Source organism: Guptibacillus spartinae (genome assembly GCF_028610625.1).
Lineage (GTDB): Bacteria > Bacillota > Bacilli > Bacillales > Guptibacillaceae > Guptibacillus > Guptibacillus spartinae.
In genome coordinates, this window is sequence record NZ_JAQQWU010000008.1 from 90,460 (window position 1) to 112,534 (window position 22,075).

Here is a 22,075-nt window from a genome sequence, read left to right on the forward strand (position 1 = left end):
CGTTACAATCCTATATGAGAAGCCCTGGCATTAAAGCAAAATGTCCTGTGAAATGACACAAGACATTTGATGACATTCATCGGTTATGCACCCCAAAGCGGAATTCTCTAAGATCACCCTAAGGGGTTCTTACTTTTTTCGATTGGCGTAATCTAGTAGGCCAAGTGCTGACACCTGTAAATCCATCTTGATATATGGATAAACGGGATGATCAAGAGGTACTCCTTGTTTAGATAAAATGCCCTGAACATTACTTAAAAGCGTTTTGAAAAGATGGTCTGAACGTTCATCATTCTTATGGTGTTTTCCGATCACTTCTTCAGTTATTCTTGAGAATTCAGATAGCCAACCTTTCAGCTGTCGAATGACTTCGGGCGGATGGTTAGACATACCATAGTGACCAAAGTATATGTAACTAGGTTTAAATGACATAATTTTCTCAGCAGATGCCAGCATGTCATCTGGATCAAACTGATTTGGTGAGGTTGAGGGTAAATAGAGTTCAATATCGAGTTGTGGGTAATAAACCCCTACTGTATCCCCAACAAACATGCCGTTCGTTTTGGAATCATGTATGGAAAAATGATGCTTGGCATGTCCTGGTGTGTCGATAAATGTTAACGTGCGCTTCTTTCCAATCTTCAGTTCATCGTAATCGTTCATAATAACTAAGCGGTCTTTTGGTATCGGTAGAATCGGGTCAAACAGCTCATTAAACCGTTCGCCATAAACAGCTTTAGCTCCCTGGATTAAGCGAGTTGGATTTTCTAAATGCCGTGCTCCCTTTGAATGAACGAGAATACGAGCATTTGGACATTTCTTTAGCAGCAATCCTGCCCCTCCCGCATGATCAAGATGAATGTGCGTCACAATAATATGACGCACGTCATTTAGGTCGATCTGTAATTTTTCTAACCCGTTAAGTAAGTGTGGAACCGAAGGACTTGCACTTGTTTCAATAATGGTTAGTTCTTCTTCATGCAAGACATAGCAACCTGTCCGCTGTGTGAGAGACAGGTCATAAAGATCGATAAGAGATAAATCTTCTTCAATACGTACAGGATATTGCTTCATCGTTCAATCCCTCCATTAAAAGTAGCAATTACATCCTTAATGACTTCTTGATGATTAATGCATATCCTCTCAAAAATGCTTGTTGGAGCTAAAGAAAACGTTGCTTGTGTTAATCAAGATGACTTGTAGAGTGATAAAGTTCATTTACCCAATTGTCTCCATTTCTTCTTAAAACCGTTAAAGATGTGTTCACAATATGCTTTTCGTGATTTAGTTCAGGTAGCGTGCTTTTAAAGAAATGGCGAAGAAACGATCCATGACTAACGATAAGAATGTTTTGATCAGGATAGTGATCGTGTAAGTCATTTAATGCTTCATGTGCTCTTTCCACAACAAGTTCTTCTTTTTCAATACCAAGATCTAACTCGCGCCAGTTCTCTCCCCATTTTTCAATGCGCTCTTGCTCCGTAGTGCCTTCAATTTGCCCTCCGCCAGCTTCTCTCAGTCTTGGATCTGTTATCACATCAATTTGCAGAAAACGGCCAATAATTTCCGCTGTTTCTTTTGCTCGCGACAAATCACTTGAAACGATCCTATCCCACTCTTCATTTAAGAGTGATTCTCCAAGCTTAGCTGCATCCCGACGACCTTGTTCATCAAGGTGAATATCCGAGCTTCCTTGAGCCCGCTTTTCTTTATTCCAAGATGTACTCCCGTGGCGAATAAAACCGATCCTCATGTCTTTTCCCTCTTTCTTTAACTAATCTGAGTGTATCGTCTGTTTGATAAGGCGCGTAATATCTTTCACTCTATTTTCTCCGCAATCAACTCGATCAAGTAAGCTACATAGCGCTACTAGATCAGCAAGCTTCGCGAGCTTTTTCCATTGCTCTGGTAGGTCAATTCCTTGATTCTTTAACCCCTCATATAAACCCTGTTCAAATGAAGCGATCTGTTTGAATTCGTACCGAAGCAAGTTCCCGATGTCAAAATAAATACTTCCTGATAATGCAAATTCCCAATCTAGTATGGCATTGACTTCTGTTTTTGTCATTAAAATGTTCAATCCATTAAAATCACCGTGAACAAGTCTGGCTCCACTCTGATCTTCTACAAGTAATGGCGCATTTTCCTTTGTAAATTCAATGATTTTTCCAGGCATATGTTCCGGTAACCATTTAGAAGCATGGTGGTTGAAAAACGATTCGATTGTCGTGATAAATGACTGAGGAGTTAATTGGAATTCTTCCCTGACATTAAGATTCGGGTCAAGAAAACCATATGTAGTAAAACGTTTTTCACGAATATAGGCAAGCTGCTCACCTATTGATTTCCCCATTTCTTCTATCTCGCGTGCTGAAGAATTCGTCAGTTGATCTCGTAGTAACGCACCTTCTTTCCATTCTAAAATCCCAATGCTATAACCATTCCATTTCGTCGAGTGCAGAAATTGGGAACTTCGCACATGAGTAGGTAATCTGTGATGAATTTCTTTTTCTCGGAATAAACTCTCAGAATTTCTTGCTACTCGTATGACGACTGGCTTTTCATTTGCAATGTTGACTTTCAAATTCGTGTGACTTAAGCCCCCCGAAAGGTAACTCGTTGATGTAACGCTCCAATTCGCATCGTAGCTTTTCACAATTGAAGCAATGGCTTCATCTGGAAGATGAATGATCGGATGATGTCTTTCCCAATTCGTTTTCATTCTATCCCTCCCCCATCTATCATACCAACTCCTATTGAAAAAAGCTCTTTCTCATTGGAGAAAGAGCTTTCGAATTAATTCCAGTTAATTGGCAATGGCAAAACTTCTTGTATTTGCTTTTCATATGTGGAGACTTGCTCTTCTGTCATCCAAATTCGTACAGAACCATGATCCGCACTGCTTCGAATTAAACGTCCAATTCCCTGACGTAAACGTAGTAGCATATATGGAAGATCCACTTCGTTTACTGGATTTTCTGAGTGACTTCGCTTTGCCTGAAACACCGGGTCGTTTGGTGGAAATGGCAAGGATGAAATAAGCACCTGCGTAAGCGATTCACCAGGTACATCAAGTCCTTCCCACAGATGATACGAGCATAGAACGGTAGACTGCTCTCGCTGGAAAGCTTTTACTGTTTCACTGATTTCACGATCGCCTTCATAAATGATTGTAAAATCCCAGCTTTCTTGATCGGCCCACTTGCGGAATCGATTCATTTCTTCAAGAGATGAAAAGAGCAATAACGAGTGGCCTTTGTTCTGATTGAGCGCACGGCCCATTTCTTCCCATTTTTCTTTTTCAGACTGAGAAACCGTTCCATTCATTTTCATTTGTGTCTCGTAATCAAATGGAGAATTCACAGAAAATGAGGCGTATTTTTGAATACCAAGGCTGCTAGCAGTATAAGAGAAATCCCCTGCCTGAGATAACGTTGCAGACGAAAAAACAAAAGGAATTTTTTGTGAAAACACTTCTTTTCTTAAAATGTCTTCTACAAGTCTTGGCATAATCACAAGCGAAGTTTGTGTCTCTGTTTCCTCTAGCCAGTGAATCCCTTCTCCATCCTGTAGTAACGTTCTTAATCCATAAGCAAAAAATTCAAGGTATTCTTCCATGATCTTGACATGATAATCTTCCATTACATATAGCTCAGAATCAAAAACAAGCTGTTCTAATAGCGCATCTACCTTTTCAGCAATGGCTTTTGCGATTTCAATCATTGTTTCTGTTCGTGGTACATCCTTACGAACGGAACCTTCTACGGCTATTGCTGAGTCACTGAGATGAGCAAACCAGTTATCATGAAGCTCAAGAATCTCTTCGACAAGGGTGAGAGATTCCTCTCGTACGTCCTGGTCCATGTATCCTGTTAGAATACTTGAGAGAGTCTCAGAGTGAAAGCGATATGTTAGTCCTTTTTGTGCTGAAAATTCAAGTAGGTGTCCTTCATCAAAAACAACTGTACTTGCTTCAGGAAGCAATGGAAGTTGCCCTTCACGTTTACGCGATTCTTTCGTCCAAATATGTTCCATGTAAAAATCATGAGAACAAATGATTAAATCACTTGCATGACGATAATATTCACGATTTAACGTTTGCCCACATCGATGGCGCCAATCACAAGTGGAACACTGTTGCAGTGGATCCCATGCGATTTTTTCCCACTTATCATTTGGTACCCATGGGTATTCTTTACGATCGCCATATCGATGGAATGATTTCATTGACGCAGCAGGCTCATAGACGAACTCTGGAATTTCATCGTGTACGCTCAAGATGTCTTCATCATCTGTTCGATGTGAAAGGTAATCAAGTTTTTTTACACAAACATATTGCTCTCTTGCTTTAGCAAGGCGCACATCTACAGTTAATCCCAGGGCTTTCTCGAGCTTTTCAATGTCTCCGCCTTCTTTGACGAGCTGCTCAATAAGCGTTTCATCCGCACACGAAATAATGGCTGGTTTTCTTGTATAACGTGCATAGCAAATTGCGTAAAGCAAATAAACAAATGTTTTGCCTGTTCCTACGCCTGCTTCGGCAAAAACAACGCTCTTATTCTTAAAGGCTTGTTCAATTTGAAAAGCCATGAAGATCTGTTCATCTCGAAGCTCGTATCCATGTTCAGGTAGAATGTCGTAAAATACATCCCCAACATAGTCTCCGAGCTTTTCGTAAAAAGAATCTTCCTTTGTAATTTCAAAAGGTAGTGATTGAGTCATGTACGGTCTCCTCTTCTAGCATGATCCGTCCTTTTATTTTCTTATCTATTGGTACTGTGCAAATGCTGACAGTTCGTAACGTGTTTTATAAAAACAAAAGAAACCAAACTCTATCATAACAGATTTATTGGTATTAGTGAAAAAACATCTACTCTTTCTGTATGGCTTTACTTAAAAGTTGAAAAGAAGTTAGTCTTTCCTCTCGATTAGGCGTGATTGTTGTAATCATGAGTTCATCTGGTTCAAATTCTTTTTCAAGATTTAGTAACTTCTGCTTTACCGTCTCAAATGTTCCGCTAATGAATTTTGTATCGGATTTAGTAGGAAGAGAAATGTGTTTTGCCTCTTCAACGGATAAGAGCGTTTGATTCCCTTTCGTTCTTGCTTCATTCATAACGTTGGTCCAATGAGCAAGTTCATCTGCTCGTTCTTTGGTTTCACTACAAATAACCGAAACGGCTAATATCGTATAAGGCTTTTCGCCAACAAAATGGGTTCGATACGTGTTGAAAATTTCCTTTCCATCCTGATCACTCATAAAATAACCAAAAGCATAGGATAAATTATATTCCGCAGCAAGTAATGCGCTTTTCTTTCCTGTTCCTAGTAACCACGGCTCAGGCCTGTGGTTCGGAATTGGTTTTGCTTGAACGTTATGAAACAAATGGTCTTTCGGAAAATCATGATGAAGAAAGTGAAGTAACTCTTCTACTTTTTCTGGCATCTTTCGAACTTCTTCAAGAAATCGTGGCGATAGAGCCGTTGTTGCTTCGGCAGACCCACCTGGTGCTCTTCCTAGACCTAGATCAATACGATTTGGAAATAGCGTGGCGAGCGTATGAAAAATTTCCACAACTTTATAAGGTTGATAGTGCGGAAGAAGAATGGCTCCAGCACCAAGGCGAATTTGCTTTGTATGTGCGCCAATATAACTTAAGAGCACTTCAGGTGAAGGACAAGCTACATTTGCTAAATCATGATGTTCTGTGACCCAGTATCGGGTATAGCCAAGACGATCTGCGAGAACAGCTAATTCTGTTGAGGATTGTAGAGCATCCCCTTCCGTTTCTCCATAAAAAATGGGTGATTGGTCAAGTATACTAAGTTTCATTGTGCACCTCTTTTAATACAATCTCTTCCTATCATATCGAAAGAAGCGTCTCATTTATACTCGAAAGCCCTGACAAAGAAAAACGCCCATTATAGGCGTTTTAGATAAGCAGGTTAAAAAGGTCCTGATCTTTATTAATTTCAATGTATGAAAACCCTTTTCGATTTAAACGCTCAATCAAAGGTTCATAATCCTCTTTATGTTTAAGTTCAATACCTGCTAAGACCGGTCCTCGATCTCGGTTGTTCTTTTTTGTGTATTCGAAGCGGGTAATATCGTCTGTTGGTCCCAATACATCCGCCATAAACTCTTTTAAGGCGCCTGCACGTTGGGGGAAATGCACAATAAAATAGTGTTTCAAACCTTCATAAATCAAGGAGCGCTCCTGAATTTCCTGCATTCGATTAATATCATTATTTCCCCCGCTAATGACACAGACAACGTTTTTTCCTTTAATTTGATCTTTATAGAAATCGAGTGAAGCAATCGATAAAGCTCCTGCAGGTTCCGCTACAATCGCATTCTGATTGTATAGTTCCAAAATGGTTGTGCAAATTTTCCCTTCTGGCACAAGAACAACATCATCAAGAAGATGCTTGCAAATGTCCAGGGTCAACTTGCCAACTTGCTTCACAGCAGCACCGTCGACGAATTTATCAATAAAGTCAAGTGGTACGACGCTGTCGTGTTCAATCGAACGCTTCATTCCCGCAGCGCCCTCAGGTTCAATTCCAATGATTTTCGTAGCGGGACTAATGCTTTTAATATACGATCCGACACCAGAAGCAAGTCCTCCCCCACCAATGCCGAGCATCACATAATCCACTTCATCTATGTCATTCATAATTTCTAGGCCAACAGTTCCTTGACCTGCAATCGTTCGATAATCATCAAATGGATGAATAAAGGTTTTGTCTTGCTTGTTACAAAACTCTTTCGCGGTATGGAAGGAATCATCAAATGTATCTCCTGTTAAAATCACTTCAACGTAGGAGCCTCCAAACAGTTCAACTTGTGAAATCTTTTGCCTTGGCGTGGTAGCGGGCATAAAGATGTGCCCCTGAATACCAAGCGTCTTACAAGAGAAAGCGACACCTTGCGCATGGTTTCCTGCACTTGCGCATACGATCCCGTTTTCCTTTTCTTCCATTGTTAAACTTTGAATCAGGTTATAGGCCCCTCTAATTTTAAAAGAACGGACATTTTGCAAATCTTCCCTTTTCAAATAAACGTTGCAGTTATAGCGATCGGAGAGTATTTCATTTCGTTGTAACGGTGTATGAACAACGACTTCTTTTAAAACTTGGTTTGCGATAATGATGTCTTCCACCTGGACTTTGCTGATTGTTTTACTCATTCTCGCACTCCTTCAGATTAAATTGAATTGTTTAACTTTTTAAAAATCATTTTAACACAATTTAATGCTGTTGTACGTTATTGTTCTAAAAGAATTGAATTTCTTTTGCAATAAAAAGCATGCTACAATTTTAATAGGTACTCAATCATCGAGGAGGATTTATAAATGAAAAAGTGGGCTTTTGTTTCAGATTTTGATGGAACGATTTCAAAGAAGGATTTCTACTGGCTTGTCATTGACACTTATTATCCTGAAGGTAAAGAATTGTATAAGAAGTGGAAAGCAGGAGAAATGCAAGATATTGATTTCCTTAGCCAGGTTTTCCAATCGATTGACCAACATGAAGAGCAAATTATTCAAGATATTCTCACGTTACCCATTGATGAGCACGTTCCCTCTTTCATTCAAAAGGTTCAAGAAAGCGGTGGGGATTTCTATATACTAAGTGCCGGCACCGATTATTACATTCATCACATTCTTGAGCAATATGGCATTCAAGACGTACCGGTATTCTCAAATAAAGGATATTATGAAGATAAAAATGTCCATTTGTCGATTGATGAAAATCATAAACACTATTCAAGACGTTACGGCATTGATAAATCGAAAGTAATTGCAGAACTAAAGGAAACCTATGATGTTGTTTATTTTGCTGGAGATAGCGAGCCAGATTCGCATCCTGCGAAAGTTGCCGATCTAACTTTTGCTAAAGATGCCCTTCAAGATTTGTTAAAGGAAAAGAATGTGCCGTATGTTGCCGTTGATTCGTTTTTGCAGATTGAAGATTTTTTGCGTGAGAAAGGAACACTTTAAGCATGCATGCATTAACGAATATTCCAATTCCTTCTATTTTGGAGATTCGTTTAGGTATCCGTCATCAGCTTGATGCTATTCTTCACAAGCACGGGTTTCAGCATGCCCTGTTTTTGTTTGATGAGTTTACCTACGATGCTTATGCCGAGTCCTTTCAGAAATCGATGACACACGTGATGATAAACGTTCAAAAAATGGAACCCGGTCAAACCATTCAGGACCTCATTACATTTGCTTTTACGCTTGATTCCTATGATGTTGTCGTTGCTATGGGGGGCGGTATGATTATTGACTACGGGAAGTATATTGCCTTTTCTAGAAAACTCCCCTTTATCAGCATGCCGACATCTGCTTCGAATGATGGCTTTGCTAGCAGCAATTGTTCACTTATCGTGAATCAAAAAAAGACAACCGTTCCTGCACAGGTGCCTTTTGGCATTATTGCGGATCTTGAAGTGATTCAACTGGCTCCGTCGCATTTCTTACTTGCAGGTGTAGGAGATTTAATGAGTAACATTACAGCTCTTTATGATTGGGAATTTGAAGAAAGGCATGGAAAAAGTCATGTAAACGCCTTCGCAGCAATGCTAAGTAAAAAAGCGGTCAACAGCTTTATTCGAACGCCAATGACTGATCTTCAAAATCCCATTTTCATCAAGGAGCTCGTAAGCTCGTTGACAATGGGCGGAGTGGCTACAGTGATTAGCGGAAATAGCGCCCCGATAAGTGGTTCAGAGCATTTAATATCACATGCTCTTGATAAACAATTGGCGAAACCTTATATGCACGGGATTCAAGTGGGTCTCGCTACGTACATCATGGCAAACGTTCAAAACCACCGAGCATTACGAATGAAGAAAGTGTTTGAACGAACGGGTTTCTTCCATTATGTAAAAGAAGTAAGGATTCCAAAATCTGCTCTGGCAGAGGCGATATTCTTAGCTCCCTCAGTAAAACCAAATCGTTACACTTACCTTCATGATCCTACCTTCCAACAAAAAGCGCTCTCTTTCTTAGAGGTTGATAACGTGTTACAAGAAATATTAATATAAAAAAATGCCCATAAGAGGGCATTTTTTATATTTGTTTACATAATGATATTATGTAATACTAGAGCGCTGTTCGAATATCCCAAAGTTCAGGAAAAAAGCGATGATCCAATACTTTCTTCAAATACCCAACGCCAGACGAGCCGCCGGTCCCCTGTTTAAACCCGATAATCCTTTCAACCGTTTTCATGTGGCGGAAACGCCATTGTTGTAACCAATCCTCAATATCAACAAGCTTCTCGGCAAGTTCATATAGGTCCCAATGCGTGTCAACATCTCGATAAACAGTCAACCAAGCTTGCATAACTGAATCATTCTTTTCGTATGTTTCGGTTACATCGCGATCAAGAACGTCACTATCGATAGGTAATCCCGCTCTCGATAGAGCCTTAATCGCTACATCATAAATGCCTGGTTCCTGATAAGCGACTTTAAGGTGTTCATGAAGCTCTTTATCTTTCTCATAAATCTTGAGTACGTGAGGTGTTTTATAGCCTAATGCAAACTCAATCATACGGTATTGATAAGATTGGAAACCGGATGCCTGACCTAGAGAATCACGGAACTGCATATATTCTGAAGGAGTTAACGTTGAGAGAACGTCCCAGGCCTGAATGATTTGGGTCTGTGTTTTCGAAACACGCGCAAGCATTTTAAAAGCAGTCGACAATTCATCATTTTCGATAGCTTCAATGGCGCCCTTTAGTTCATGTAAGATTAATTTCATCCATAATTCGCTTACCTGGTGAATGATGATAAAAAGCATTTCATCATGATGGTCTGATAACCTATTCTGCCCCGCAAGTATTTTATCAAGGCTTAAGTATTCTCCGTACGTCATATTGTTTTTAAAATCAGTATGTATGGATGCTTCAGTTGGGTCTCGTCGCTCTTTTTTTTCCAATGTGAAAACCTCCTCTTTAAATTGTAAGCGGAACCAAAACACTATACTTATACAAGTTTCTTCATTAATATAGTGACTCTCAACATTCAGGTGTTATGAAGGAGTTTGGTTCCCCTCTTCTTAAAAAAGTATAACATGTTCAAATTTGGATGTTCCTACAAACTAAAATTAAACAGTGATTCATCCATCTGTTCTTGCTCAATTCCAATATATCTTAAAGTAATCGATGGTGCTGAATGACCGAAGATCTTTTGAAGCATTGCTACATCTTTCGTCTGTTTATAGTAAAAGTAACCAAACGTCTTTCGCATTGTATGCGTCCCGATTTCTGAAAGCCCCGCTTCTGCGGCTGCCTGATTTAGAATCTTGTAAGCCTGCCCTCGTTGAATAGGTAGATCTGTTTTGTTTGAAGGAAACAAAAAATCTCTTTCCTCCATATCAAACGTATACGACTCGATTAGCTCCTTAAGGGCATAGTTAATCGGAAACCGTTTTGATTTTCCGGTCTTTTTTTCTTTTATGATGATATGCGTTTGGTTTCGAACGTCACCAACACGTAAAGGTAGTAAGTCACTAATGCGTAATCCAGTATTAATTCCCATATTAAACAAAAACCAATCTCTGGAATTTCGCTTTCGCAGGTTTTGTTTTACTAATTTTATCTTCTGAGGATCTCGAATCGGCTGAACCGTGTTCATGAAGGCAACCTTCTTTCTGCATTCAATATGTATCATTAATGATAAATTTTTCGTTGATATGTATCATTATACCTTTCTGGTCTCCCTTAGAAAAGAGAAAACCCCCTAAAAATAAGCTTTCATTCATTTTCATAATGATACACAATATATGTTTTGTATCATTGTGTAAAAATAGAAGCACTTACTTTTATTTTAATGCATATCGTGTCATTCGTTCGAAACGAACCTGAAGAGGAAAATGTAATTGTTTTTTTTGCACTATTGTTAGGAATGATCTGGTGTCTGGTTATGAAACTGACTTAAGTGATAAGGCGATTGTTTCTATTCCAGGAAAAAAATAGTTTGTGTAAATTATCAGAGAAAGATGCAACATCAAATTTTCTGCTGCATTTTGTTATTTCGGGTATAGTTTCTTATTGTCCAATCTGCTTAGTGACTTTAAAAATCTTGAAGAATTTACTGACTTCTTCAAAATAAGAATGGTCACATCACCACCATTTCCACTAATAAATTTGAAATCTAAAAACAATGGAGAACAAGGTCCTCTCTTTCATACATAGTATTTGAAGATAAAGAGTTAAAGGCACTTGAAAGATATGATGTCCTCCGTGAAGATGATCCATATGAAGATTAAGGCATTCGCTCATGGTAGACCAGCGTACTTCTTAATTAACGAAAAAAGTGTGCTTATTTATCTACTAAGGTAGACAAGTACTATGAGTAGACTCACGGTTGAAGAGTTACGTAAAATTGTTAAAAATTCCGATAGGATTTAATCGTGTTACTGAAAAGCAGGACTATTTGGGCTCTTTTTCTCTTGACTTCGTTTGTTTTAATGAGTATTTCTTAAACATTAAATTTAAATTTTTAATATTAATACGGTAATTGAAATTTATTTTTCGAATGTATTCATCCGATTATTGAATTATCTCTCCCTTATATTTAATTTGATCTCATCATTTGAATCATGAGTAATCATTATGAAAAACCACAAGCATCGCTCTGCCTGTGGTTACAAATTAACATACCTCTTTTTCATCACGTTTCTTTGGATTAAATTCATTAGCTTATCAGTAACAAAAATCCCGTTACAGTCTACATCCAACGCTTCATGAAAGCATTTGTTACGAATGCCTCTTTCCTGGCGTATTCTCTAATAACATCTTTTATTTCATCTGGTTGGTACTGAAAGTTTCGATTGTTCGCTAAATCTGGATAACCCGATCCTCTTAATAAATAGTCTGAAGAAGCCACTCGATACCACCGCTCAGGATCGAAAACTTCATCGTTAATCGTAATCATCTCAATTTTATGATGATGATGTTTGATTTTTGCACCAGATACATGAAGTCTTCCTACATACTTCCCACGAAATCCGGGTCCTTTTCCATCAGCCATACAAACCGAGCTATTTAATGAACTCTCAAGAGCTGCATAGAGGTTCTTCCCTTGAACTTCAAAGTACGTAGGATTTAATGGCGAAGGACAAATTTCAATTAACTTTTTATTAGAAACATAGTCAACGACACCTCCGTTTGCAATTCCACTATTAATTAGTCCAAGATCGCAATCAAAACGGTCCTTCAACCCATCTGCGATTAAATTAGTCATCGGGTTCTCTTCAAGTACGTCATGCCACAAAGGTTCGCTAACACTATACAACGGTTTACTGAGGTTCACGATCGCTTCCTCTCTACTTACTTCCAGTATATTTTGTATTTTGTCATCCTCAATGGCTTTGGATGTTGATATGGTGGAAGAAGCTAATAGTTTGATCCCTTCATTTGATACGTCAACGTCTATAATTCCAATATGTTCACCGTACATACCGGCTGAATTAAGGATCGTATGATTCACTATTTTTGCTTCCTCATAAAGGACGTGGTCATGTGCGGACAAAATCAAGTCAATTTCATCAATGGCTTCAGCTAATTCGATATCTGCTTGTGTCCCAACATGGTTTAATACAATACAAATATCATAGTTTCCATGCTGCTTCTTGATTTCTGCTCTGATCGTTTCGACATAACCTAGAATTTGAAATCCCATCAACTCATTGAACTCTTGTAAATCTGGTGAAGCACCCGTAATTAAAATGCGAAGATCATTTTTAATAATAATCTTACTACTGCATACCCCTTTGAACGATTCACCGTTAGCTTTAAGAAGGTTGCAACTAATAAACGGTACAGTGCTATGACCCGCCATATGCTCTAATGTCTCATTTCCATTAAAAAGTTCATTGTTCCCTATCGTAATGGCGTCGTACCCGGTCGATTCCAACATTTTGACTGCACCAATTCCCCGTGTTCCTTGAAGCTCGATACTTTTAAAATCAGCAAAGTCACCCCCATCTAAAACGAGTGTGTTTTCATCTGCATAATCCCTAATAAGTGATGTTGCTTTAGCAAAATTATTAAAATGGCTATGAATATCATTCGTATGTATGATCGAAAGCTTCATGATTGTCCCCCAATAAGTTCTTTAGTGACATAATTAGTGCCATTCTACTACTTCGAAACTGACATACAAATTCCTTCTTTTCCTTCCTTATCTTAAAATAAAGTTTTCCTTTTAAAGAAGGAAATGGATGGAAAGTAAAGAAGATTCAACTAACTACACTTTAAAAGGAGAGTACAAATGGCGAATATCGGCAATGAAATTCAATTTGGTATTTACAAACAGATGCTTTCACCTGATCCAGATCGGTTACCAACAAGGTATGAAGATTGGGAAACACGCGCACGCGAAATTTTAGAAGATGGACCTTATGATTATGTAGCCGGGGGATCTGGAGCTGAAGAAACGAAAAATGCGAACCGTGAAGCATTTAAACGCTGGAACATCGTGCCTCGTGTGTTTCGCCATGTGGAAGACCGAAATTTAAAAGTAGGTTTGTACGGTCAGATGCTTCCTGCTCCATTGTTCGTTGCTCCAATCGGTGTGCAATCCATTATTCATCAAGAAGGTGAACTGGCTTCAGCGAAAGCCGCTGCCTCAATGGGGATTCCTTACATTGCTAGTTCTGCATCAAGTCATTCAATGGAAGAAATTGCTGAAGTAATGGGAGACGCACCTAAGTGGTTCCAACTTTACTGGAGTCGAGATCCAGAAATCGCTAAAAGTTTTGTTCAACGAGCGGAACTTGCTGGATACTCAGCAATCGTCGTAACGCTTGACACTCCGATGATGGCATGGCGTGAGTTGGATCTACAAAATGTGTACTTGCCTTTTCTGATAGGTGAAGGAATTGGTAACTATTTAACAGATCCTGCTTTTCGTGCTGGTCTTCACGTACCTCCTGAAGAAGATGCAATGGGAGCAATCATGCATTGGACACACGTATTTGGAAATGCCGGACTAACGTGGGAGGATTTAGGAGAGCTAAGGAAATATACGTCTTTGCCGATTATATTAAAAGGTATTCTTCATCCCGATGATGCGAAACTAGCCCTAAAATATGGAGCTGATGGCATTATTGTTTCAAACCATGGTGGGCGTCAAGTGGACGGCTCGATCTCAGCACTCGATGCTCTGCCGGCCATTGTAGAAGCTGTGGAAAATCAAGTCCCTGTTTTGATGGATAGTGGGATTAGACGAGGTGCTGATGTATTTAAAGCCCTTGCCCTTGGAGCTAAAGCCGTCCTCGTAGGACGACCATGTATGTACGGACTAGCTGTAAGTGGTGAGGTAGGTGTGAAGCAAGTGCTCTCTAACCTTCTTGCTGACTTTGATTTAACAATGGCTTTATCTGGGTGTCGAGACATCAATGAAATTAACAAAGCTATGATCATTCCAAGCAGTAGATAATCAAAAAATGAGCGGGAATCCCCGCTCATTTTTTGATGATTTCTATTGTACAGCTTCATGAGTCCTATGAACCGCCGCACTTCTTTTTAAATAAATAACGTAAATGACCATCGAAATGAGAACGGATATCCCAGCAGTTAAATAAATATCCGCATAGCCAAATGTAGAGGCGATTAACCCGAAAAACATTGCTCCTAGGCCGACACCTAAATCAAAAAATGAGAAAAAGGTAGCATTCGCCATCCCTTTTCGATGAAGGGGTGCTTCATTTACTGCCCAAGCTTGAAGAGCGGGTTGAACGGAGCCGAATCCAATACCAAACAATACAGCTGCAAGAATGAGCATAAATTGATTCGCTAATAACGTGAGATCAATCATTGCCGCTAAGATTAAAAAAGCACCTGGAAGAAAAATAGCTTTATGTCCCTTCCGATCATAGATTCTACCCGCAAAAGCCCGCACAAGCATAAGTGATACCGCAAACACAACAAAGTACCATTCAATACCGTCAATACCTAACTGCTCAGCGTATAATGGTAGAAAGGTAGCGATTCCTCCAAAGACCATTGTAACAAAGAATAGTAGTATCGAAGGCATTAAGGCAGTCTTCTCAAAGATGTCCCATTTCTTTTTCTCTATCGGTGTTTTGTTCGCAGGCTTATAGCGGATAATTGAAGCAATGATGAATGAAAGTAAACCGGCTGAAGCTGCAATCAGAAACATGCTTTTAAAACCAGAAAGAGCGATGAGGAATAAACCAAGAGCAGGGCCAAATGCCATTGCTAAATTTCCTGCAAGGCCAAAATACCCCATTCCTTCACCTCTTCGCTTTTGTGGGATTAAATCTGTTGCAATCGTCCCTACCGCTGTGGTCGACATCCCCCATCCAAGTCCCTGGACTACACGCATGAGGAACAAAAGAACAAGACTGCCAGTAAACGCATAAGAGCCAACCGATATAACAAAAACCATTAATCCAATTAAGAAGATGATTCTCCTTCCAAGTGATTCAAGAACATGACCGCTCCAAGGTCGAATGAGTAAAGCAGATAGAGTAAAAATACCGACAACAAAACCGATTAATTGATCGCTCCCACCAAGTTTATTTACAAACAAAGGTAGCGTAGGCAGTGTCATCTGAAACCCCGCAAAAATAAAAAAGTTTGCCATGCATATAAAAATAAAGTCGCGCGTCCAGATCTTCTCTTTCCGAAGATCCTCTTGTTTGACCATAGCTATTCCTTCTTTCTATCATATAAGTTCTCTCTTATCTTACAACATGCCTCCACATTTTAAGAGTTTCCTGCTCAGACAAGAAAAGCGTAAACGAGCGTTCAGAACCGAATGGATTGGAACGCTTGAAAAAAGCAGTGCCCTTATACAGGAGACACTGCTTTTTGAGTTTACCCAGCTTATTTATGTGCAGGTTCGTAAAACTCTAGCCATTCGCCGTCTGGACCTGCGAAAAAAAGATACTTTGCTCCATTTGGTAATCGGTTGATACCTTCATCAATAAACGTTACACCTAGATCATGCAGACGTGTGCGTTCTTCTTCAATATTTTCAACTGTAAAGGCAATATGGTGAACTTTCCCTTCAGTTGGTAAATTTGAATTATATCCTTCGATTAACTCTACTAAAATCTCTCCATTAAAACCAAGAAAAGCGAGTTTTTTATTACCATCCGAATGATCAAATTCATCAAGTAATTCAAGTCCAATCATTCCTTGATAAAACCCTTTTGATGCTTCAATATTTCGCACTTGTACCCCAACATGTTCAAGTTTTTGTATTCCCATACGTCACCTGCTTTCGTTCAATTCATTATTCACTGTAACTTTAACACAGTAACGCAATTGAAGAAAACCAAAAGTATTCCTTCCTAAGCCTCTGATGGGAGAATTTGATTTAGAAGCTCACCAGTAATGAGTGCTGATTCCAACCTAACTGAAACCGCTGGTGGAAGAACATCTTTCATACCTTCAAATGGCACACCAAGATAGAATACTTTTCGATCAATGGCAACAAACGGAAACGGCACATCATATTCCACATGAATCGCCAACGGAATATCTTGAAGGATCTTTGGGGAAAGGATGGTGGTTTTGCCTGATGCAGATTTCAACGTTTGTATCCATTTTTTTGATAACGATGTACCGTTTGGAATCGAAATGATAATTTCATTTGCTTGTTGAATATCTTTAAATACACTATCTGTATTTAAAGCATGACTCCATTTCAACTGAGGATGTTGGTGTGTAACCCACTTTCCTATTTGAGTAGGTCCAATTCGTTCACTTTTCTGCACCTGGTGCTCCACTAATTGCCTGAGCGTTTTTGAATGAGACATCCGCTTTTTGAAATAGTCTACGTTGCTAACATGGATGAATTTCCCTTTCGTACGGGTCATGGCTACATTGATTAAACGTTCGCTATTATTTCCTGTCAGAAGCATTCCAGGACGGAATTCTGGATCACTATCTACAGTATCAAACACCATCATATCGCGTTCGCTTCCTTGAAATCGATGAACAGTTGCTGAAAGAATATCTGCTTGTACAGTCGGTGACAAGAGAACTTCTTTCAGTAACCCCATGAGTTTCGATTGGGCACGATAAGGTGTGACATACCCAATCGAAGTCATTCCTGATTGCAATGATTCATAAATGGCTTGAAAAGACAAAAAGAGTTGCCACAAGTTCATCCGAGATTTAGAAGATTGCCCGGTAAAACAATATGCGCCAGTATGACTTGTATCAATCAGAACGGAAGCCATTCCTTTAAAAGGAAGTTTTTCGACAATGCCTTTCCTTAACTGAGCAGTAGTGGGATGGTCCTTAACAAGAGAATGATAAATCGTTTTGTTTGTAAAAGCGGAAATAACAGGATGCATGCGCCTCTGCTCATTTAATAAAAACAGTTGCGGATGAAGGTTACCTGATTGAACCGTTTCAATAATACCAGCCCGATGAAAAACATCTTCTTTCAACCATTTTGAAACGAGTGGGTGCCTGGCTGACGCAATAGGGGGAAGCTGTTTAAAATCACCACATATCACAACCCTTTTGCCAAGCGAAGCAGCAAATGCCGCTTGGGGTACATACGCCATACTTGCCTCATCAATAATGACCACATCCACTCGTTTTCGATAGATGGTCTCATCAATCGCTGCTTTTGTTAAAGTAGTTCCAATAATAGAGGCGTTTTTAACGAATTCTGTTTCTTTACGCCGAATCTTTTCAAGAACATTCCCTAATTTAGACTCTACCTTTAGCAACTGATTTGAATCACGTTTGCTAAAGGAATGTGATAAGTCCTCTTTTAAATTCTTCCGTTCCTCTATTAGACTAGCTTTCTCTTCAGCAAGATTTGGGTGTTGCGCCATAAGTAACTGATCTGTATAAAGTGGTAAAATAGAAGGAACGTCACGCTGCAGACCATAGCGCATGATTTTACCTTCTTCAAACTTCTCCCTTTTTTCTGCAAAAAGAGCGATTTCACGCATTAAAACATCGACAGCTTGGTTACTATGCGATAATATTAGAACACTTTTTCCTTTAAAAAAGTGGTTTGCGGCTGCTCTTGCTAGATTGTGCGTTTTACCAGTACCTGGTGGCCCCCATACATAGGTTACAGGATTGTATTTAGACCTAAGAATCAACTCGTGAAGATGACTCTTAATTTTTTCTTCAGGATGTTTAAGCGTTTTGGGTGGATTCATTAATTTGCTAACACGCGCTAACCTTCTTTTACTTTTTTTTATTTCCTCAAGGCGTTCGTGTAGCTCATCAAGCAATTCCCATGGATCATGGTAAAGATCCGCTTCTCTTATTTCATCGCCAAAATCACCTTCAAGGCCGAGAATGACATTTTTCCCCTCAGAAGATAACATTCTTCCTTCGCGTTTTATATGTTTCATTTCAATGCGTATTTTTGATCCAGATGGAATCTGAATAGGCGAACGTGCATCAAAATAGTAGCGAAAATCCTCGCCGGATAATAATCGACCGTTAACAATTCGTATTGGTCTACTTCCAAACTTTTTTAAATGGGCTATTTCCGCACGAAGTGCTAATTGCCATTCTTCTATCATTTCTTTCATTATCGATCGCTTCCTTTTAACTCTTCATACTTTACAATTTCTATACTATATCATGCTCACCAATAACTCTCTACTTAACCCTTATGCTTTATGGTGAGAATGAACGTGATTAAGAAAGACTTCAAGAACTTTCGTTTGAAAAGGAGAGCGCATTAATATAGAAAAAGTTCGTGTATATTTAAAGTTAGGCAATTTAAGAATTTTTAAGGTTCCAAGTTTTAATTCTTTTCGAATCGTCCATTTTGAAAGGATGCCTATACCAATTCCTGCTTCGACGGACTCTTTAATGAGTTGCGTACTGCCAAATGCCATTTTTTGAGAAGGGTCAATCGATAGGAGTTCCCACATCTTTTCGGTCGCTTCTCTCGTTCCAGACCCTTCCTCTCGTACGATCCACATTTCGTCTTCTAGAGTGCTTCCATGATCTATATTTTTATGTGAAGGAGCTGCTACAATAACCATTTCATCCTGTGTGAAACTATCTACTTTCATGTCTCGTGCTGGATAATCTCCTTCTATAATGCCAACATCTAGCTGATGAGAATAAACAAGATCTCCAATTTCTCTGGAATTTCCAATGGTGACAGCTGGTGTGATGAGAGGATACTTTTCTCGTATTGAAGCAATAACATGCGGCAAAACATATTCCCCATAAGTGTAACTCGCACCGATTGTCAGTTTACCACTTGCTCGGTTTGACAAGTCATCCAATAAATAGTTCATTTTTGAATATAAGTTTAATAACTCAATTGCATGATGATATACGATTTCACCAGCTTTGTTCATTTCTACCGATCGGTTGTTTCTTTCTAATAACTTAGTACCAAGACTCTCTTCTAAGTTTTTAATATATTGACTAACGGCAGGCTGTGTCATGTGCAATTCATCAGCTGCTCTGGAGAAATTTCGCTTATCGACGACTGTAACAAATACTTTTAACTGCTGGTCCAATTCCTCACCCCTAACTATAAGCTATTACTTATTATAACCATTCAATATAATTATTTCACTTATAATACTTTGTGAAGTAAACTATAGAAGGAGAAACGGAGGAAAGAGTATGAGCAACACGTTAAGACATCAGCAAACGCTACCGAAACCCATACGCTGGATTCTCGGCATTGCTTTTACGTTTTTTATTGCATTATTAGGTTACTTTTTGGCGATGCTTCCAGGGTTTAAGCTTACTGGGCAACTTGCCTCGGCGATTTTAATTGCGATCGCTTATCGACAAGTGGTCGGCTATCCTGAGTGGCTTAGAAAAGGCATCACCTTTTCATCAAAAAAACTACTTCGGTTTGCGATCATTCTATATGGAATGAAATTAAATGTTAGTATGATTCTTCAAGACGGATTACCTATTTTATTACTAGGAGCAATTGTTGTTGCATTTGCTATCCTGTCATCTGTTTGGCTTTCTAAAGTGATGAATGCTAATAAGGCTATTACACTTCTTTTAGGTGCGGGTACAGGGATTTGCGGAGCTGCTGCAATTGCAGCTGTTGCACCAATTGTTGAAGCGAAAGAAGAAGATACTGCAATCGGGGTTGGCATCATTGCTTTATTTGGAACAATTTTTTCCATTGGGTATACCATTCTTCGCCCAATCCTTCCATTAACCTCAAGCGAATATGGCGTATGGTCTGGAATTTCACTACATGAAGTCGCTCACGTTGCTCTAGCAGCAGCACCGGGAGGAGAAACAGCGTTAGCAATGGGATTACTCGCCAAGCTCGGAAGGGTTTTTCTCCTTGTCCCGGTATGTTTTTTATTTATGTATCTGATGAAACGCAAAAACAAAGGGTCTCAACAAACAGTTCCCTTTCCATGGTTTTTAGTTGGCTTTGTGATCATGAGTCTAGTAGGAACATTCCTACTAGGTCCTATTATCCCCTTCTCAGATTCAGCGATGAATGTCGTGACAGAGATGACAACTTGGTGCTTAACCGCTGCTATGGTGGGACTCGGGTTAAGCGTTAGTTTAAAAGACTTGAAAAATAAAGCCTTAAAACCAATGGCGATTATCACAATCGTATCGATCACGCTATCACTTGGCACTTTCTTTGTCGTTAAGTGGTTTTACTAGGCTTCAGAATGGTCATCTTCTTTGGATGACCATTTTTTTCGTAAATAATCGACGTATCGAAAAGCGGTTCTCACGATTAAAGCGTGAAGAAGAATACCTACAATCGTAAGAAGAATAATCACCATTTTACCTATGAAGGAAGTCGGTTCTACGGAAAATCTCCCAACAAAGATAATTGAACCCAATGACCAAATCGCGGCATCCTGGAAAGAATCAACTACAGGCTCGTAGAAGTAAAATGGGAAAGTTGAAACAATGACGAACACAAAACTTGTTAAAAACCAAGTTTGAGGAGACATTCCCATTGCCTTACCGAGTATGGGATTACTAAACCGTTTTGCAATTGTTTTAATTCTCCATAATCGATAAAGTCTAGCAAGCTTTGCTCCTTGAAAAATGGAGTCAAGAGGGATTAAAGCAATTAAATCAAAAGGATGACTTTTGATGTATTCCCATCGACTTTTCGATAAATAAAGAAAAACGATGTAATCAATAAAGAAGACAATCCATGTGCCAATTAGGATCTCCTGTTGAAAGGGAGACTCATACCAGATTGTTGAAACGGATAAGATCACACAAACAAATAAAAGATACTGATAGAGTCGTTTAAGCATGAAATCCCCCTTCTATAAACTAATCCTTCCATCCCCGGTATCGCGCCGTTCGCACTTCTTTTATGTAAGGTTCTAGATCTGGCATCTGCTTTTGTTTCGCCAATTGAACCGCCATTTCATTATCATAAGGTACACGAATGACCGTGATTGAATAACTCTCTTTTTTTTCTGAGTGTAAATGACCTTCTAATATAACGTAAGAAGCGTCAGGTCTTTCAAGTGAATTTCCCACACTTCCGGTATTAAAGAGCGTTTTCTCACGCAAGTATTGCACAAAGCTCCAGTGAATATCTCCGTAGCCTACAATATCTGGCTGATTTTCTGTATTAAGAAACCCACCAGTTTCCTTTGTGTTTTGAAACATTGCCAGTCTCTTTTCTAAAGGATCACTCTGATAGACTCGTACATGAACACTTTCAGGTGATGCATGAAGAAGTCGAACTCGTTGACCACTTAAATAGAAGTCGTGTTGAAATGGAAGGCTTCGTAAGTATGCTAATCGCTCCTCCCCTAAAACGGCTTGATGCCACTTCATAGTTTGCCATTCAGAATGGGTAGCCATATTTTCATCCCAGTTTCCTCTAACCACAATATTACAATGTTCTCTTATAAGATCAACCACCAACTCAGAATCTGGTCCTTTCCCAACGAGATCTCCTAAACAATAAATTTCTGTGACCTGTTTGTCCTCACTATCTTTCAATACGGCCTTTAATGCAGGCATATTCCCATGTATATCTGAAATGATCGCAATTCGCTCCATGTTTTGCCTCCATCCCTTAATATTCATACCTATTATACCAGTCATA

19 protein-coding genes are annotated in these 22,075 nt (G+C 39.2%); 4 read left to right on the plus strand and 15 right to left on the minus strand.

The window, feature by feature from the left end:
• Positions 1-129 precede the first annotated feature (129 nt).
• The 6 genes from PQ511_RS14725 to ilvA form a co-directional block, all read right to left on the minus strand.
• Positions 130-1,074 carry an MBL fold metallo-hydrolase gene (locus PQ511_RS14725; protein WP_273852655.1) on the minus strand — a complete coding sequence of 315 codons (945 nt, stop codon included), beginning with the start codon at positions 1,072-1,074 and terminating at the stop codon, positions 130-132.
• A 109-nt stretch (positions 1,075-1,183) separates the two neighbouring features.
• Positions 1,184-1,753, minus strand: a complete 570-nt coding sequence (locus PQ511_RS14730; RefSeq protein WP_273852656.1) for a histidine phosphatase family protein — start codon at positions 1,751-1,753, stop codon at positions 1,184-1,186.
• Positions 1,754-1,774: 21 nt separating this feature from the next.
• The gene (locus tag PQ511_RS14735; RefSeq protein ID WP_273852657.1) at positions 1,775-2,722 is read right to left on the minus strand and encodes an aminoglycoside phosphotransferase family protein; all 948 of its coding nucleotides are present in this window, start codon (positions 2,720-2,722) and stop codon (positions 1,775-1,777) included.
• A 74-nt stretch (positions 2,723-2,796) separates the two neighbouring features.
• Complete coding sequence (locus tag PQ511_RS14740; protein ID WP_273852658.1) at positions 2,797-4,722, minus strand: ATP-dependent DNA helicase; 1,926 nt, start codon at positions 4,720-4,722, stop codon at positions 2,797-2,799.
• Between the two features lie 148 nt (positions 4,723-4,870).
• On the minus strand, positions 4,871-5,833 hold the full coding sequence (locus PQ511_RS14745) for an LLM class flavin-dependent oxidoreductase (protein ID WP_273852659.1): 963 nt from the start codon (positions 5,831-5,833) through the stop codon (positions 4,871-4,873).
• 100 nt (positions 5,834-5,933) lie between these two features.
• Positions 5,934-7,190 (minus strand): threonine ammonia-lyase IlvA, encoded by a 1,257-nt coding sequence (gene ilvA, locus PQ511_RS14750; RefSeq protein ID WP_273852660.1) that lies wholly within the window; start codon positions 7,188-7,190, stop codon positions 5,934-5,936.
• 165 nt (positions 7,191-7,355) lie between these two features.
• Between ilvA and PQ511_RS14755 the strand changes: the two genes are divergently transcribed.
• Together PQ511_RS14755 and PQ511_RS14760 are read left to right on the plus strand one after the other, a co-directional pair.
• Positions 7,356-8,003, plus strand: coding sequence for an MtnX-like HAD-IB family phosphatase (locus PQ511_RS14755; RefSeq protein ID WP_273852661.1), 648 nt, complete (start codon positions 7,356-7,358; stop codon positions 8,001-8,003).
• Positions 8,004-8,005: 2 nt separating this feature from the next.
• Positions 8,006-9,055, plus strand: a complete 1,050-nt coding sequence (locus PQ511_RS14760; RefSeq protein WP_273852662.1) for an iron-containing alcohol dehydrogenase family protein — start codon at positions 8,006-8,008, stop codon at positions 9,053-9,055.
• 58 nt (positions 9,056-9,113) lie between these two features.
• On the opposite strand, the gene kynA is transcribed toward PQ511_RS14760, so the two are convergent.
• The 3 genes from kynA to PQ511_RS14775 form a co-directional block, all read right to left on the minus strand.
• Complete coding sequence (gene kynA, locus PQ511_RS14765; protein WP_273852663.1) at positions 9,114-9,956, minus strand: tryptophan 2,3-dioxygenase; 843 nt, start codon at positions 9,954-9,956, stop codon at positions 9,114-9,116.
• A gap of 155 nt (positions 9,957-10,111) precedes the next feature.
• Positions 10,112-10,654 carry a site-specific integrase gene (locus PQ511_RS14770; protein WP_098443696.1) on the minus strand — a complete coding sequence of 181 codons (543 nt, stop codon included), beginning with the start codon at positions 10,652-10,654 and terminating at the stop codon, positions 10,112-10,114.
• Between the two features lie 1,095 nt (positions 10,655-11,749).
• Positions 11,750-13,117, minus strand: coding sequence for a bifunctional metallophosphatase/5'-nucleotidase (locus tag PQ511_RS14775; protein ID WP_273852664.1), 1,368 nt, complete (start codon positions 13,115-13,117; stop codon positions 11,750-11,752).
• Positions 13,118-13,294: 177 nt separating this feature from the next.
• On the opposite strand from PQ511_RS14775, the gene PQ511_RS14780 reads away from it, so the two are divergent.
• The gene (locus PQ511_RS14780) at positions 13,295-14,464 is read left to right on the plus strand and encodes a lactate 2-monooxygenase (protein WP_273852665.1); all 1,170 of its coding nucleotides are present in this window, start codon (positions 13,295-13,297) and stop codon (positions 14,462-14,464) included.
• Between the two features lie 42 nt (positions 14,465-14,506).
• Here the strand turns inward: PQ511_RS14780 and PQ511_RS14785 are convergent, their stop codons facing one another.
• From PQ511_RS14785 to PQ511_RS14800, 4 genes are all read right to left on the minus strand, one after another.
• Positions 14,507-15,697, minus strand: coding sequence for an MFS transporter (locus PQ511_RS14785; RefSeq protein WP_273852666.1), 1,191 nt, complete (start codon positions 15,695-15,697; stop codon positions 14,507-14,509).
• A gap of 179 nt (positions 15,698-15,876) precedes the next feature.
• Entirely contained in the window at positions 15,877-16,263 is a 387-nt protein-coding gene (locus tag PQ511_RS14790; protein ID WP_273852667.1) for a VOC family protein, read from the minus strand.
• Positions 16,264-16,346: 83 nt separating this feature from the next.
• On the minus strand, positions 16,347-18,566 hold the full coding sequence (locus tag PQ511_RS14795) for a DEAD/DEAH box helicase (protein WP_273852668.1): 2,220 nt from the start codon (positions 18,564-18,566) through the stop codon (positions 16,347-16,349).
• Positions 18,567-18,647: 81 nt separating this feature from the next.
• Complete coding sequence (locus PQ511_RS14800) at positions 18,648-19,517, minus strand: LysR family transcriptional regulator (RefSeq protein ID WP_273852669.1); 870 nt, start codon at positions 19,515-19,517, stop codon at positions 18,648-18,650.
• Between the two features lie 109 nt (positions 19,518-19,626).
• On the opposite strand from PQ511_RS14800, the gene PQ511_RS14805 reads away from it, so the two are divergent.
• The gene (locus tag PQ511_RS14805; protein ID WP_273852670.1) at positions 19,627-20,652 is read left to right on the plus strand and encodes a YeiH family protein; all 1,026 of its coding nucleotides are present in this window, start codon (positions 19,627-19,629) and stop codon (positions 20,650-20,652) included.
• Here the strand turns inward: PQ511_RS14805 and PQ511_RS14810 are convergent.
• Positions 20,649-21,266, minus strand: coding sequence for a hypothetical protein (locus tag PQ511_RS14810; RefSeq protein WP_273852671.1), 618 nt, complete (start codon positions 21,264-21,266; stop codon positions 20,649-20,651). The genes PQ511_RS14805 and PQ511_RS14810 overlap by 4 nt on opposite strands.
• 19 nt (positions 21,267-21,285) lie before the next feature.
• The gene (locus tag PQ511_RS14815) at positions 21,286-22,029 is read right to left on the minus strand and encodes a metallophosphoesterase family protein (RefSeq protein WP_273852672.1); all 744 of its coding nucleotides are present in this window, start codon (positions 22,027-22,029) and stop codon (positions 21,286-21,288) included.
• Positions 22,030-22,075: the final 46 nt, after the last annotated feature.

Excerpts from the sequence above, each read along its gene's own strand:
- PQ511_RS14725 (WP_273852655.1), bottom strand. The coding sequence starts at position 1,074 with ATGAAGCAATATCCTGTACGTATTGAAGAAGATTTATCTCTTATCGAT.
- PQ511_RS14730 (WP_273852656.1), bottom strand. The coding sequence starts at position 1,753 with ATGAGGATCGGTTTTATTCGCCACGGGAGTACATCTTGGAATAAAGAA.
- PQ511_RS14735 (WP_273852657.1), bottom strand. The coding sequence starts at position 2,722 with ATGAAAACGAATTGGGAAAGACATCATCCGATCATTCATCTTCCAGAT.
- PQ511_RS14740 (WP_273852658.1), bottom strand. The coding sequence starts at position 4,722 with ATGACTCAATCACTACCTTTTGAAATTACAAAGGAAGATTCTTTTTAC.
- PQ511_RS14745 (WP_273852659.1), bottom strand. The coding sequence starts at position 5,833 with ATGAAACTTAGTATACTTGACCAATCACCCATTTTTTATGGAGAAACG.
- ilvA (WP_273852660.1), bottom strand. The coding sequence starts at position 7,190 with ATGAGTAAAACAATCAGCAAAGTCCAGGTGGAAGACATCATTATCGCA.
- PQ511_RS14755 (WP_273852661.1), top strand. The coding sequence starts at position 7,356 with ATGAAAAAGTGGGCTTTTGTTTCAGATTTTGATGGAACGATTTCAAAG.
- PQ511_RS14760 (WP_273852662.1), top strand. The coding sequence starts at position 8,006 with ATGCATGCATTAACGAATATTCCAATTCCTTCTATTTTGGAGATTCGT.
- PQ511_RS14770 (WP_098443696.1), bottom strand. The coding sequence starts at position 10,654 with ATGAACACGGTTCAGCCGATTCGAGATCCTCAGAAGATAAAATTAGTA.
- PQ511_RS14775 (WP_273852664.1), bottom strand. The coding sequence starts at position 13,117 with ATGAAGCTTTCGATCATACATACGAATGATATTCATAGCCATTTTAAT.
- PQ511_RS14780 (WP_273852665.1), top strand. The coding sequence starts at position 13,295 with ATGGCGAATATCGGCAATGAAATTCAATTTGGTATTTACAAACAGATG.
- PQ511_RS14785 (WP_273852666.1), bottom strand. The coding sequence starts at position 15,697 with ATGGTCAAACAAGAGGATCTTCGGAAAGAGAAGATCTGGACGCGCGAC.
- PQ511_RS14790 (WP_273852667.1), bottom strand. The coding sequence starts at position 16,263 with ATGGGAATACAAAAACTTGAACATGTTGGGGTACAAGTGCGAAATATT.
- PQ511_RS14795 (WP_273852668.1), bottom strand. The coding sequence starts at position 18,566 with ATGAAAGAAATGATAGAAGAATGGCAATTAGCACTTCGTGCGGAAATA.
- PQ511_RS14805 (WP_273852670.1), top strand. The coding sequence starts at position 19,627 with ATGAGCAACACGTTAAGACATCAGCAAACGCTACCGAAACCCATACGC.
- PQ511_RS14810 (WP_273852671.1), bottom strand. The coding sequence starts at position 21,266 with ATGCTTAAACGACTCTATCAGTATCTTTTATTTGTTTGTGTGATCTTA.
- PQ511_RS14815 (WP_273852672.1), bottom strand. The coding sequence starts at position 22,029 with ATGGAGCGAATTGCGATCATTTCAGATATACATGGGAATATGCCTGCA.